Origin of the sequence: Lagierella massiliensis (assembly GCF_001407835.1) — a bacterium.
GTDB classification, from domain to species: Bacteria; Bacillota; Clostridia; order Tissierellales; family Peptoniphilaceae; genus Mediannikoviicoccus; species Mediannikoviicoccus massiliensis.
Window position 1 is genome coordinate 152,082 of the sequence record NZ_CYUO01000005.1, and the last position, 14,522, is coordinate 166,603.

The following is a 14,522-nucleotide window of genomic DNA, read 5'->3' on the forward strand; positions in this document are numbered from 1 at the left end:
TACTACCATTTTATTACTAATAAAGTTATTCATTCTATACCAAAGGGCGAGGGCCTTAGGAACGTTTCGTATGTTCCTATCCCTCGCCCTTTGAAACCCACACCCTGCACCTCCAACGATTCAGGACTGCTGTCCTGAAAACCTGCTTAGAAAGAGGAAGAAAATCTTGTTGGATTTTCTTCTATTTTTTATTTTTATTTTGTATGGTTTTGTTTTACTTAGTTTTATTTCCTGGTATTGTCATACTGAGCGAGCGAATGCGAGTCGAAGTATCTCGAGATTTTCTTAGAAAATCTCGGTTAAAGTTTCCTGAGTTATTTTGTAGGGTGAAAGCCCTACAACTATCTTTTTTCTAATATATAATCACTTCTTACCTTAGGGGCAGGATTAAGGGGATTGAGATTTCCCCTCATATCCTGCCCCTAAAACCCCATCCTTTTACACCCTTAAAACGCTTGGGGACACCCCAAACCCCAGTGAAAAATGAAGAAAATCCAAAGGATTTTCTTCTCTTTTTTAGTTTTGTTTTGAATGTTTTCGTTATACGAAATGTGATAGACACACGTGTGTAATTCTGAGCGAAAAAATTTCGGAGAAATTTGTGAGTCGAAGAATCTCACTTTTCGAAGAAAAGTGTCAGAAGGCGACCTCAGTTACTTTTCATTGAAAAGCAACTGTAAAAGTCTCCTGAGTTGGTATGTAGGTCATAGACCTACAAAACAAAAAAACAAAATTTTCATAGAAAGTTTTTTAAAACTTTCCTTCCCACTTCCCACTGGCATTATCTATTAAGGGATCTTTAATTTTCGTCTAAAATATCCATAACTCCCAACGCCATAATTAATAACCCACTGTATTGGGTAAATGTAAATAGAAAGGAGTTATTATGACAAAAGTTTCAATTTTAAATTTAATACCAAAATTCAGAGACGAAAGTCAAATTGATGCCATAAATAGAGCAGTTTCTTTGGCACAATTTGCTGACGATCACGATTTTTATAGGTACTGGCTGGCAGAACACCACAACAGCCCAGCAGTTTTAGGTGCTGCCACAGACCTAATGATTGGCCACATTTTAAATAATACAAAGAGAATTACAGTTGGGGCTGGCGGAGTAATGCTTCCCAACCACACGCCATTTCAAGTTGTCGAAAGATATGCGACCCTTAATATTCTCTACCCTGGCAGGGTTGACATGGGCATTGGCCGTGCACCTGCACAGATATGAAAACGGCAAATTTAATTTATAGAAATATTTATAGAAAAGAAGATTTTAAAAAGGCTATCCAGGAAATGCAAATGTATATGTCTGATGATGCATGGAATTTAGATGTCGCACCTTTTCCAGGAGCTGGCTCAAAAATTCCTCTAACTATATTAGGCTCATCGGAAACCTCTGCCCACATAGCAGCAGAGCTCGGTCTACCATATTCTTTTGCTGGCCACTTTGCACCAAATACTATTGGTTATGCCCTTGGCATTTACAGAAAAGAATTCAAGCCTTCAAAATATCTGGATAAACCTTATGTAATGCTTGGCACTTCTGTTAACATTGCAAAGACCAAGAAAGAAGCAGAAGTTCTAAAGAAGCACGCTGAAAATATTTCTCTGCAATTTATAAGAAAAGAACGCAAGGAATTTATGAAACTAGATCCTGACAATGAGCCTGAACTCACGTCCATGGAAAAATTTATCCTTAGAACTTCCAAGGGCCTATCCATTGACGGCGACATTGACGAAGCCGCAAAAACTTGGAAACGCATCAAAGAAGAGTACAAGCCAGACGAAGTTATCGGAGCGTCCTATATACCAGATACCGATGTTCTCATAGATAATTACAAGTACTTTGAAGAAATAATTTTAAACGGATAAAATATTAAATAAATTATGCACGCAGATGCGTGCATTTTTTGTGCTTAGATTGTAAATTAGAGTTTTTTGTTTGTTATGACTTATTTGCAAGCATCCTGCCACTAATATTAGGAATAAAATAGTTGTATAAAAAAGATTGCTGTAAGTTTATAAAACTTTCATAACAATGCCGTAAGGCGATTAAAAGAAAATACATATAAGAAATAACAGAGTAGTAGGGTATAACCCTACAAAATAAAAAAATAATGTGCCGATAGGCACAACAAGGAAAGCCTTAGCTTTCCTACTACTTTACAAAAGGGGTCTTGGGGATATCCCCAAGTCGTTGGGAGGTAAAGGGGGTTTAAAAGGGGGATAGGAACGTACGAAACGGTGCCTTTTCCCCCTTGGTAGAATTAAAAGATAAAATATATTAGAAATAAAAATGGTAGTAGGTCATAGACCTACAAAGCAACTCAGGGTACTTTAGCGTGAACTTTCTATTAGAAAGTTCACGAGATCCTTCGACTCGCTTCGCTCGCTCAGGATGACAAAGCGGGGTGTGCTTGTTTCTAACAACAATGCCGAAAGGCAAAGATTTTTAATAGAAAGTTTTTTAAAACTTTCCTTCCCACTTCTTACTTATCATAAAAAAAGATGCCAACTGGCATCTTTTTTATGAGATCTTTTCTTTTAATTCTTTTAAAATATTTTCAAGTTTTGGTTTTATTTCATCAAGCACATCTGTTGTCATTGGGTTTTTAAGTTTTCCAATTTCGATTAGGTTGAAGAATGACTCTTCTCCACCTGCTTTACATAATGTTATATATTCGTCTAAAGTCTTTTTAGGATCTTCAAGGGATTTTATTAAATATTCGAAAGCGAGTACTTGTGCCAATGTGTAGTCAATATAATAGAATGGTGCAGAGAACACATGGCTTTGTGTAAACCAGTACCCACCCTTTTCAAGAAATTCGTTATCGTAGTCTAAGTCTGGTTGGTAAATCATTTCTATTTCGTGGAATTTCTTTCTTCTCTCTTCCGGTGTTGCTGTTGGGTTTTCGTATACCCAGTGTTGGAAGTGGTCTATTGTAACGCCATATGGTAAAAATGATATGGCCCCTTTTAGATGTGCAAATTTAAATTTGTCTTCGTTTTCAAAGAAGTCTTTCATCCATGGCCATGTTAAAAATTCCATTGACATTGAATGGATTTCGCATGACTCATATGTTGGCCAAATGTATTCTACAATCTCTTTGTCCTGTGACATATAGTTTTGGAATGCGTGACCTGCTTCGTGGGTTACAACTTCCACGTCGCCCTTTGTTCCGTTGAAGTTTGCAAATATAAATGGTGATTTGTATGCGTCAAAGGAAGTACAGTAGCCTCCACCCATTTTACCAGGTTGTGCGTTAAGGTCCATCAGGTCGTTTGAAATCATGAAGTTGAAAAACTCTCCTGTTTCTTTTGACAGCTCTTCATACATATGTTTTGCTTTTCCAACGATGTAGTCCTTGTCGCCCATTGGTCTTGGAGTTCCTTCTGTAAACTCAATTGGCTTGTCGTAGAATTTAAAGTCTTCTATTCCAAGCTCTTCTTTTTGTATTTTGTTAAGTTCTACAACTAATGGTGTAATGTTTTTAAGAATTTTTTCTCTATATCTCTTAACTTCTTCTCTTGTGTAGTCAGTTCTTGAGAGTTGTTTATATCTAAATTCGATATAGTCTTTGTATCCAAGAGCAACTGCCATCTCATGACGTACCTTTACCATCTCGTCATAGATGTTGTCGATTGTTTCCATATTTTCCTTAAAGAAGTTCCAACGTGCCTTGTAGGCAGCCTTTCTTCTTTCTCTATTGGTGTCTTGAAGAAGTGGACCCATTTGTGTAAGTGTGTAAGTTTTACCTTCAAATTCTATTTCAGAATTGGCAATTAGGTTGTCATACTTAGTAATAAGGCTATTTTCTTTTTGTAGATATGGAATAGCTTTTTCTTCTATTACAAGTGAACATTCTAAAAGATCAAGATAGTGTTTACCGATTTCTTTTTCTACCTCATCTTTATATTTTGATTCTAATATAACCTTTGCAATTTCAGAATAGTAGTTTGACATCACTGGGCTAATTTCATCCCAATAGTCGTTTTCTTCTTTATAGAACTCGTCTCTTGTGTCGATAGAGTGTCTTACGCTAACAAGGGTATATAAAGTTCCAATCTCTTTTTCAAATTTTAAGAACTCTTTAATTGTGTCTATAAGTTTTTTTCCATTTGATGCGTTTTTCATTTTTTCTTTAAAAGACTTGTACTTTTCTTTTATATCTTCAAGTTTGGGTCTTTCATATTTCATTTCGTTAAATTTCATCATATCCCTCCTGTTTCTATATTAAATTAGAGTGATGATAAATTCAAGGGAATTATGAAATTAAAAATTTAATTTTTGGTGGACAAGATAGTCTTAGTCTGTTATATTATATATAACCCTTAAAGATAACTTAAGAGTTATGGAAGTATAATTTACTAATGATAATAAAACAAAATGACTATGTGAAGCGTAATTATTCATTACATCTGCATTAAACCTGCGGATTTAATGAATTTTTCAATTAATGAGCTCGATATTTTTTATTTAGGAAAAGATAGATATAGAACTTCAATAATGTGATATTTGTTTTGCAACATAACTATCATGGTAAAAAAATATTTGCTACTAAGAGGAATTTTATGTTATTATAATAAAAATAATTAAAGTCTTGTGATGACTCAAGTCGAGTTGTTACAAGAAAAAATTTTTTAACCATTAATGCATAAAATTATAAAAACTTTAATCTTTATGAGATGAAATGGTGAAATTTAGTAAAAAGCTTTAGTATATAATTGAATTTACTTAAGATGAATAGAGCTTTTTATCAAATCAAGAATACATACATTAGTATGGGTAGAATGGAGAAAATATGGAGAAGAAAAAACTTTTGGAAATCAAAGATCTTCATACATCTTTCCGTATCGATGGTGAATACTATGATGCGGTTGATGGAGTAGATTTGGATCTTTATTCTGATGAAGTTCTCGCCATTGTTGGTGAATCTGGTTGTGGAAAGTCAACTATTGCTACTACTGTAATGGGTTTACACAACATGGTTTACACCAAAGTTAGTGGTGAAGTAATGTATAATGGAGAGAACCTTCTCACCTACGACGAAAAAAAATTCACTGAAATTCGTGGTGGGGAAATTGGAATGATATTTCAAGACCCTCTGGCTTCTCTAAATCCTCTACATAGGATTGGAGAACAAATTGAGGAAGCTCTTATATATCATACAAAGTTGAATAAAGAAGAGAGAAAGAAAAAGGCAATTGAACTTTTGGGACAAGTTGGAATAAATAATCCTGAAAGATGTTACAGACAGTTTCCTCATGAGTTATCAGGGGGTATGCGTCAACGTGTTATAATTGCGATAGCGCTTTCATGTAACCCTAATGTGCTTATTGCAGATGAGCCTACAACAGCTCTTGATGTTACAATACAGGCTCAAATCCTCGATCTTATTAATAAACTAAGAAAAGAAATCAATGCAGGAATTATTTTAATTACTCACGATTTAGGAGTTGTAGCTCAAACAGCTGATAGAGTTGCAGTTATGTATGCGGGACAATTTGTTGAGATTGCACCTGTGGAAGAGTTATTTAACAATCCTCTTCATCCTTATACAAGGTCTTTACTTAACTCCGTTCCTCAAGATGATGCAGTTGGAGAAGATCTTCATGTTATTCAAGGTATGGTTCCATCTCTTAAGAATATGCCAAAGACTGGTTGTAGATTCTCTTCAAGAATTCCATGGATTCCAGAAGAAGCTCACGAAAAAGATCCAGTACTACATGAAGTTTCAGAAGGACACTTTGTAAGATGTACTTGCTACAAGACCTTCTACTTCCCAGAAGAAAGGGTGAAAGAATGAGTTTCTTAGAAATAAAAGATCTTAAGATACATTATCCTATCAGAGGAGGCTTCTTCAATACAATTCAAGATTATGTTCGTGCTGTTGACGGCGTGAATATGAATATTGAACCAGGGAAGACCTATGGACTGATTGGAGAGTCTGGTTCAGGAAAATCCACTATCGGAAAGACAATTGTTGGACTTGAAAAGATAACAGAAGGAAGCATTCTCTACAATGGGGAAGATGTTTCAAATAAACATGTAAGAAAGAAGATTGAATTTAATAAAGATGTTCAAATGATTTTCCAAGACTCCGCATCTTCACTTGACCCAAAGAGAAGAGTTTTAGATATTATTGCAGAACCTATTGATAATTTTGAAAAGTCTTTAACTCCTGATGAGAGAAAGAAAAGAGTACTTGAATTACTTGATATTGTAGGTATGCCTCATGATGCACTTTACAAATATCCTCACGAGTTCTCTGGTGGACAAAGACAGAGAATTGGAGTTGCAAGAGCTGTAGCTTTAAAACCAAAACTAATCATAGCTGACGAACCAGTATCTGCACTGGACCTTTCAGTTCAAGCCCAAGTTTTAAACTACATGAAGGATATTCAAGAAGCTTTTGGACTTGCCTATCTATTTATATCCCACGACTTAGGGGTTGTAAAGCATATGTGTGACTACATCTACATTATGCACAGAGGTAGATTTGTTGAACAGGGAAATAGAGATGTAATTTATAGAGAACCTGCTCACATCTATACTAAAAGACTTATAGCTGCGATTCCACAAGTTAATCCGAACATAAGAAAAGAAGTTCAAGCTAATAGAGTTGCAGTTGAAAAATTATATCATGAAGAAAAAGGTGAGTATTATAGTCCAGAAGGTAGGGTATATGACCTTATCGAAATAGGCGATAATCACTATGCGGCAATAAAAGATAAGGAGGTATTGTACAATGTGGAAAACAGTATTGCGTAGAGTTTTAATTATGATACCTCAGCTATTTATACTTTCTATATTTGTGTTTGTACTTGCAAAGTTCATGCCTGGGGATCCATTCTCAGGAATGATAAGTCCTCAAACACCACCAGCAAGACTTGAGGAGTTAAGAGAAAAGGCAGGACTTAACGATCCACTACCAACACAATATGTAAGATGGTTAAAGAATGCAGCACATGGGGACTTCGGTAAGTCATATACAATGAAGATGCCTGTAAATAGAGTTATTGGAGAAAGAGCACAAAACACTTTCTGGTTAGCACTTTTATCAATGGTGCTGATGTATGCAATAGCACTTCCTCTTGGAATTATTGCAGGGCGGAGGAGCGGCACGAAGATAGACCAGGGGATTAACCTGTATAACTTCTTAACCCTATCCATACCAGGCTTTGTAATGTATCTTGTGTCACTTTTAATCTTTGGATATAGATTAAAGTGGTTCCCAACAGGTGGAACGGTTTCAATATCTGCAGGGACAGGTCTTTCATACATTGGATCAAGACTTTACCACATGTTATTACCTGCCCTATCATATGCATTAATTGCAACAACAGGTACAGTGCAATATTTAAGAAACGAAATTATAGATGCAAAGACTCAAGACTACGTAAGAACAGCGAGAGCAAAAGGGGTTCCTACTAAAAAGGTGTACAGTCACCATATATTTAGAAACTCACTACTTCCAATAGCAGCTTTCTTCGGCTTCCAAATCACAGGACTTCTTGGAGGTTCAGTAATGATTGAAACCGTATTTGCATATCCAGGAATGGGTTCTTTGTTTATCGAGAGTATATCCTCCAGAGACTATTCAGTTATAACTACACTTGTGTTGTTATATGGACTTTTAACACTTATGGGTTCGCTTCTATCTGACATCATAATGACCATAGTAGACCCTCGTATAAGAATAGATTAGGGGGTACAAGAATGGAAAAAACAATGAAGAAAAAACCAGAGGTTTCTGAAAAACCAATGGGTTTTAAAGTTATAGTAAACGAAGTTAAAAATGACAAACTTGCACTGGCATCATTCTTTTTGCTATGCATTTTAATAATAGGACTAATTGTATCAAAGATTGTTTTAGATTCTAAAGCTGTTATGGAAGTTGATATATTTAACTCCTATGCAAGACCTGGTGAAGAAGGCTATATACTTGGAGCCGACAAAGGTGGAAGGGATATACTTGGACAACTTTTACTTGGTGGATACACATCAGTCCAAATCGGATTTTTAGTTACTATAATCACAACAGTAATAGGTGTTACAGTTGGACTTATAATCGGTTACTACGGTGGAATGGTAGACAATATAATCATGAGAATTATAGACTTTTTACAAGTTCTTCCAGTAACCATGATAATAATCGTACTTGTAACAATTATTCCTAAGTATAACAAATGGAAATTTGTTCTTATAATGTCAGCCTTTTATTGGACTGGAGTGGCAAGGCTTGTAAGGTCAAAATCATTATCTGAAGGAAGAAAGGACTATATTTCTGCTTCAAAGACAATGGGAACACCACCACTAAAGATAATGTTTGCGGAAATACTTCCAAACATAGGTTCAATTATAATTGTAGACAGTACACTGGCACTTGCAGCAAACATAGGTATTGAAACAGGACTTACCTTCCTTGGATTTGGTTTACCACTAAAAGAACCATCCCTTGGAACACTAATTTCATATGCAAGAGACCCTGAAGTTATAGCAGATAAACTATATATATGGGTTCCGGCGGTGCTTTTAGTACTTGTATTTACCTTATCTATAAACTATGTTGGACAAGCTTTAAGAAGAGCAGCTGACGCAAAACAAAGAAGGGTTTAATTAGTTATTTTTCATGCTAAGCATGTAAAAAATAAAAAAAGGAGTGTAGAGATGAAAAAATTTACTAAAGTGTTAGCATTAACATTGGCAGTTGGAATGTCGCTAACAGCATGTAAACCTGGAGACAGTGGAAAAACAAATTCTACTGACGCAGGCAACACAAACTCAACTGAAGTTGTAAGCAAGGACAACGGCGAATCAAAAATCAATTGGGACGCTAAGAGTCTACCTGTAAAGAACGAAGGCGAAGCTATTGAAGATGGAATTCTTGAATATGGTATCGTATCAGATTCACCAATTAAAGGTGTGTTTGACGCATCATTATATCAAGATCAAAATGACAGTATTGTAATGCAAATGATGAATGGTGGAAACCTATATGATTCTGATGACAGTTTCCGTATTATTTCATCTGACAAAGTTGAAATAAACTATGACCAAGATGCAAAGACAGTTACTTTCAAATTAAATCCAGATTTAAAATGGAACGATGGTACACCAGTAACAGCTATGGACTTAGCTTATGCGTACTACATCGTTGGACATAAAGATTACACTGGAGTTCGTTATGACAAAACAGAAGACGAAAGAATTGTTGGTATGAAAGAATATCATGAAGGAACAACTGACAAGATTTCAGGTATAACTACACCAGATGATCATACAGTTGTTATTCAATACACTGAACTTACACCTGCAACTCAATGGGGTTCAGGACTTCGTGTTGACCTAACACCATATCACTATATCAAAGATATTCCTATAGGTGAACTTGAAGAATCAGATCAAATTCGTGTTAAACCTCTTTCTGCAGGACCTTACTACATTTCAAACTATGTACAAGGTCAAAAGATTGAACTTTCAGCTAACGAACACTACTACAAAGGAAAACCTAAAATCGCTAAGATAAACATGGAAGTTGTTCCAGTATCAAACGTAGTATCTGCAATGAAAGCTCATAAATATGACATGATTTCTTCAGTGCCATCTAAATCTGTAGACGAATTACAAAAAGTTCCAGGATACCAAATGGTTGGAACAGGAGATTTCTACTACAGCTATTTTGGATTCATGCTTGGACACTACGATCAAGAAAAAGGTGAAATAACTACAAACCCAGATGCTAAAATGGCAAATGTAAACCTAAGAAAAGCTTTAGGATATGCAATTGACCAAAATGCAATCGCTGAAAAGTTCTATAAAGGACACAACGAATTAGCTAAGTCAGTTACACTTCCTATCTTTACAGAATTCTACAATAACGACATTAAAGGATATGTATACGATCCAGACAAAGCTATGAAACTTCTTGACGAAGCAGGTTACAAAGACGTTGACAACGACGGATTTAGAGAAGATCCAAATGGTGAACCACTAACAATTAACTTAGCTATGATGTCAGGTGGAGATACACAAGAACCACTTTCACAATATTATCTACAATGTTGGGAAAAGATTGGTCTAAAAGCTGAACTTGCAACAGGTAACCTAATAGAATTCAACTCATTCTATGACAAACTTGAATCAGAAGATGAAGGAATAGACGTGTTCGCAGCAGCTTGGGGAGTAGGAACTAACCCAAGTCCAAAAGAAACTTATGGAAATAGTGCAGCATTTAACATGTCAAGATACACTTCAGACAAGTTACAAGAAGCTATTGATAGAATCACAAGTCCAGAAGCAGCAGATCCAGAATTCATGGCTAAAGCTTACAAGGACTTCCAACAAATAGTATTTGATGAAGTACCTGCAATTCCACTACAATGGAGAACAGGATGGCAAATGGTTAATAACCGTGTGCTAAACTATGACGCAGGTTATGGTAATGGTGAAAAAGTTACTAACTCAGGAGACTGGGCAGTATCAGCAGAAAAACCATTAGACAAATAAGAATTGAAAAAATAGGCTCCAAGCAGTGCTTGGGGTCTTTTTTTGCCTTTGAAAAGGCAGCAACCAATGGTAGTTGTAGGGTTACACCCTACAACCCATTTATTTATAGTATATTCATTCGTTTTATTCTACCAAGGGGGAAAAGGAACCGTTTCGTACGGTTCCTATCCCCCTTGAAAACCCCCTTTACCTCCCAACGACTTGGGGATATCCCCAAGACCCCTTTTGTAAAGTGGTAGGAAAGCTAAGGCTTTCCTGTTAGTGCCTTACGGCACTATTATAGAAGTAATTATACTTCGCTATGTCATTCTGAGCGAAAATTTTTTAGCACAAAAAATTGAAGTCGAAGAATCTCATTACTAAGTATATGTTAGAGGGACAGAATAAATTTAATAATGCAATAGTATCCAAAGTATGATATTAAAAACAGAAGAAAATCCAACAAGATTTTCTTCCTCTTTCTAAGCAGGTTTTCAGGACGGCAGTCCTGAATCGTTTGGAAGGTAAGGAAGAGGGGATTTCAAGGGGAGAACGTTAGAAACCATACGAAAAGGTTTCTTAGTTCTCCCCTTGGTTAAATGAGAAAGTGGGTTAGAAATAAAATGGTTGTAGGGCGAAACCCTACAAAATAAAATAATTAATAGACTTTTGCCGAGATTTTCTAAGAAAATCTCGAGATACTTCGACTCGCTCTCGCTCGCTCAGTATGACAGTACTGTGGAATCAAACCACGTAGGGAAAAGCCCTACAAAAAAACTTTAATCAAAAAACTTTTCATAGAAAGTTTTTTTATCTTTTCCTCTCCTTTTTTAATGATATAATATTTCTAATGGGAAAAGGAGGTATTATGAATCTATATTTAGGCAAGGGAGAAAACGACTTCAACATAAGAAGTGAAAAGTTAAATCAGCATGGGGTTATCTCTGGTGCAACGGGAAGTGGAAAGACTGTTACTGTAAAGGTTCTTTGTGAAGAGCTTTCTGCTCTTGGTGTGCCAACTTTTATCAGTGATGTTAAGGGAGATATTATAAATCTCTCAAAGGTTGGAAGTGAAAATGAAAATATAAAAGAGAGACTTCTGTCTTTGGGTATATCAGACTTTGAATTTAGAAACTATCCTATAAATGTTTGGGACATATATAAGGAAGAGGGGATTCCTCTTAGGGTCACTGTGTCTCAGTTTGGTCCTGTACTTCTTTCTGAAGTCCTTGAGCTAAATGAAACACAGGAAGGTGTTTTAAATGTTTTATTTAGGGTTGCTGATGAGGAAGGACTTTTACTTTTGGACTTCAAGGATTTAACTCAAATGCTGGACTATTTAAGAAGAAATTCTAAAGAGATTTCTGAAAAGTATGGAAACATTTCATCTTCATCAATCGCTGCAATTCAAAGAAAATTACTTGTACTTGAAGAAGAGGGAGCGAATGAATTTTTTGGCGAAACTTCTGTTGATATAAAGGACTTTTTAAAAAAGGACGAACTTGGAAATGGTTTTGTAAATATACTTAATAGTAAAAAGCTAATGAAAAAGCCGAGACTATACTGTGCATTTTTAATTTATCTTTTCTCTGAACTTTTTGAAATACTTCCTGAGGTAGGTAATCCAGAAAAGCCTATAATGGTATTTTTCTTTGACGAAGCTCATTTAATTTTTAATAATATTTCAAAGAATTTACTTGAAAAGATTGTGACTGTGGTTAGGCTTATTAGATCAAAGGGAGTTGGAGTCTTTTTTATAACTCAAAACCCTCTTGATATTCCAAATGAAATCTCAGCGCAACTTGGAACAAAGATTATTCATCAACTTAGAGCCTTTTCACCTAAAGAGGCAAAGGCTGTAAAGGTTATTTCTGAGTCTTTGAGGCAAAGACCCGGCGTAGATACTATGGATGAAATATTAAATCTTGGAGTTGGAGAAGCTGTTATACAAACCCTTGATGAGAAGAATATTCCAACGGAAGTGGAGAAGGTTATCATTAGACCACCTCATAGTTCTTTTGACGTACTTTCGTCTTCTGATTTAAATTATATTATTTCAAATTCTGAAATTTACGGAAAGTATGAAGAGACTATTGACAGAGTCTCCGCATACGAAATTTTATCGGAGAAGTTAGAGAAAGAGGAAGAAGAACAAAAACGAGCAGAATTTGAGGAAGAGAGAATAAAACAAGAGGAGCTTGATAGAAAAGAACTTGAAAAGATGGAAAGAGAAGCGGAAAAGATCCGTAAAAAGGAAGAACGTGAAAGAAAAGAAAAATATAAATATGTGGACAAGACGGTAAATTCCATCCTTGGTGCCTTTACAAGGCAAATTGGAAGAGAGATGGCAAGGGGAATCCTTGGTTCATTTAAAAGAAAGAATAGGTAGGATTAATACAATCAGTCAAATAGTGATATAATCCTATAGGGAGGGATAGAATGGAAAATCAAAGAGATGAAAAAGAGATATTATATGACTGGCAAGAGGCTAAGGAGATATTAGCTAATTTAATGCCTAAACTTATGGACAGTCAAGACGCTGTTGCAGAAAATATTATTGACAATCCTCTACCACTTGAAAAAGAAGAGGAGATTAAAAATATAAAATTTGGTGAAGAGCCAAGGGACGCACAAGAGGTAATCGACCAGATGCATGACTTGCTTTATAATTATGTGACAAAGCAAAATCATCCTCAGTTCTTTTCTTTTATTCCACTTGCGTTATCACCAGTATCTGTTGTAGGAGAGGTTATAAATTCAATTCATTCTCCATATGGAGGTTCTCACATACTTTCAGAGGGGGTTGCCATAGCTCAGAAGTGGCTTATCAACTGGATGGGAGAAAACATTGGCTATCCAACTAAAGAACTTGGTGGGCTATTTGTATCAGGTGGATCTATGGCAAATTTAACTGCCTCTGTAATTGCAAGAAATGAAAAGCTAAAAGATGAGGAGATTTTAAAGGGAACTGTATATATATCAGACCAAACTCACTCATCAGTTGCAAAGGGTTTTCATATAATGGGTGTGCCACTTAAAAATATTAGAAAGATAGAAACTGATGAACTTTTCAGAATGAAACCTGACATACTTAGAGAACAAATGAAAAAGGATAAGGAAGAAGGATATATTCCATTTTTAATTGTAGGAACTGCAGGAACAACAAATACAGGTTCAATAGATCCGTTAAATGAACTTGCAGATATTGCAGAAGAGTTTGATGCATGGCTTCACATTGACGGTGCATATGGTGCAACGGGAGTTCTTTCATCCTATAAATATCTATATGATGGAATCGAACGCAGTGACTCAGTGAGCTGGGATGGACATAAGTGGCTTTTCCAATCATACGGATGCGCTGCAATTATTTGTAAAGATAGACTTGCAATGACAAGAACTTTTAATGCAAACCCTGAATACTTAAAGGATGTTGCAGCAGATGACTCAAAAGTAAACTTCTGGGACATAGGAATAGAACTTACATCTCCTACAAGGGGTATGAGGCTTTGGTATACATTACAAAGAGTTGGATTAAAGGGAATGAGAAGTGCAATTGATACTGGATTTGAATCAGCAAAGTACTTTGAAGAGCTCTTTAAAGGTGAAGAATACTTTGAAATAGTTTCACCGGCAATGCTTTCATGTATCAACGTTAGATATTATAACGAAAAGTATTCAGAAGAAGAACTTAATGAGATAAATCATAAACTATCAGAGATGGCAACTAAAAGGAATAAGGCAATTTATTACACAACACAGCTTAGAGGAAAGACCGTTTTAAGATTTTGTGCAATTCACCCATGCCTTACAAAGGAAAATATAAAGGAAGTTGTGGAAAATATAAAGAAAGATATCAAAGAATTGGGCTTAGAATAGAGGCGGGTGCTATATGCACCTGTTTTTTAATGTAATAAATAACAAAACAATTATTCATACAATTTTGATATTAATTCAAAAAGTGTTATCCTATTATAGGAAGATATGTAAATCTATTAAAATTTAATGTGTGTAGATTTCATAAAAATATTAAGGA

General features: G+C 35.5%; 10 protein-coding genes. 9 read left to right on the forward strand and 1 reads right to left on the reverse strand.

All coding sequences use genetic code 11. The annotated features are described in order from the left end of the window. The first annotated feature begins 886 nt into the window (after positions 1-886). Positions 887-1,228 (forward strand): LLM class flavin-dependent oxidoreductase, encoded by a 342-nt coding sequence (locus BN2746_RS09170; protein WP_231718320.1) that lies wholly within the window; start codon positions 887-889, stop codon positions 1,226-1,228. Then, positions 1,225-1,872 (forward strand): LLM class oxidoreductase, encoded by a 648-nt coding sequence (locus BN2746_RS04430; RefSeq protein WP_231718321.1) that lies wholly within the window; start codon positions 1,225-1,227, stop codon positions 1,870-1,872. Before BN2746_RS09170 ends, BN2746_RS04430 begins: the two co-directional genes overlap by 4 nt. A 655-nt stretch (positions 1,873-2,527) precedes the next feature. On the opposite strand, the gene BN2746_RS04435 is transcribed toward BN2746_RS04430, so the two are convergent. Continuing rightward, positions 2,528-4,213: a M3 family oligoendopeptidase gene (locus tag BN2746_RS04435; protein WP_055078634.1), complete on the reverse strand. Its 1,686-nt coding sequence runs from the start codon at positions 4,211-4,213 to the stop codon at positions 2,528-2,530. A gap of 589 nt (positions 4,214-4,802) precedes the next feature. Between BN2746_RS04435 and BN2746_RS04440 the strand changes: the two genes are divergently transcribed. The 7 genes from BN2746_RS04440 (at position 4,803) to BN2746_RS04470 (ending at position 14,365) form a co-directional block, all read left to right on the forward strand. Next, entirely contained in the window at positions 4,803-5,807 is a 1,005-nt protein-coding gene (locus tag BN2746_RS04440) for an ABC transporter ATP-binding protein (RefSeq protein WP_055078635.1), read from the forward strand. Then, a complete protein-coding gene (locus BN2746_RS04445; protein ID WP_055078636.1) occupies positions 5,804-6,772 on the forward strand; it encodes an ATP-binding cassette domain-containing protein in 969 nt (322 codons plus the stop codon). Before BN2746_RS04440 ends, BN2746_RS04445 begins: the two co-directional genes overlap by 4 nt. Continuing rightward, a complete protein-coding gene (gene opp4B / locus BN2746_RS04450) occupies positions 6,750-7,709 on the forward strand; it encodes an oligopeptide ABC transporter permease (protein ID WP_055078637.1) in 960 nt (319 codons plus the stop codon). The genes BN2746_RS04445 and opp4B overlap by 23 nt, the downstream gene beginning before the upstream one ends. Before the next feature lie 11 nt (positions 7,710-7,720). Then, positions 7,721-8,620 carry an ABC transporter permease gene (locus tag BN2746_RS04455; RefSeq protein ID WP_055078638.1) on the forward strand — a complete coding sequence of 300 codons (900 nt, stop codon included), beginning with the start codon at positions 7,721-7,723 and terminating at the stop codon, positions 8,618-8,620. Positions 8,621-8,671: 51 nt separating this feature from the next. Then, positions 8,672-10,510 carry an oligopeptide ABC transporter substrate-binding protein gene (locus BN2746_RS04460; RefSeq protein ID WP_055078639.1) on the forward strand — a complete coding sequence of 613 codons (1,839 nt, stop codon included), beginning with the start codon at positions 8,672-8,674 and terminating at the stop codon, positions 10,508-10,510. Between the two features lie 844 nt (positions 10,511-11,354). Further along, positions 11,355-12,878: a helicase HerA-like domain-containing protein gene (locus tag BN2746_RS04465; protein ID WP_404803084.1), complete on the forward strand. Its 1,524-nt coding sequence runs from the start codon at positions 11,355-11,357 to the stop codon at positions 12,876-12,878. A gap of 50 nt (positions 12,879-12,928) precedes the next feature. Next, positions 12,929-14,365 (forward strand): pyridoxal phosphate-dependent decarboxylase family protein, encoded by a 1,437-nt coding sequence (locus BN2746_RS04470; RefSeq protein ID WP_055078641.1) that lies wholly within the window; start codon positions 12,929-12,931, stop codon positions 14,363-14,365. Positions 14,366-14,522: the final 157 nt, after the last annotated feature.

Coding starts and splice junctions, on each gene's coding strand:
- opp4B (WP_055078637.1), top strand. CDS start 6,750: ATGTGGAAAACAGTATTGCGTAGAGTTTTAATTATGATACCTCAGCTA.
- BN2746_RS04460 (WP_055078639.1), top strand. CDS start 8,672: ATGAAAAAATTTACTAAAGTGTTAGCATTAACATTGGCAGTTGGAATG.
- BN2746_RS04435 (WP_055078634.1), bottom strand. CDS start 4,213: ATGAAATTTAACGAAATGAAATATGAAAGACCCAAACTTGAAGATATA.
- BN2746_RS04430 (WP_231718321.1), top strand. CDS start 1,225: ATGAAAACGGCAAATTTAATTTATAGAAATATTTATAGAAAAGAAGAT.
- BN2746_RS04455 (WP_055078638.1), top strand. CDS start 7,721: ATGGAAAAAACAATGAAGAAAAAACCAGAGGTTTCTGAAAAACCAATG.
- BN2746_RS04445 (WP_055078636.1), top strand. CDS start 5,804: ATGAGTTTCTTAGAAATAAAAGATCTTAAGATACATTATCCTATCAGA.
- BN2746_RS04440 (WP_055078635.1), top strand. CDS start 4,803: ATGGAGAAGAAAAAACTTTTGGAAATCAAAGATCTTCATACATCTTTC.
- BN2746_RS04470 (WP_055078641.1), top strand. CDS start 12,929: ATGGAAAATCAAAGAGATGAAAAAGAGATATTATATGACTGGCAAGAG.
- BN2746_RS09170 (WP_231718320.1), top strand. CDS start 887: ATGACAAAAGTTTCAATTTTAAATTTAATACCAAAATTCAGAGACGAA.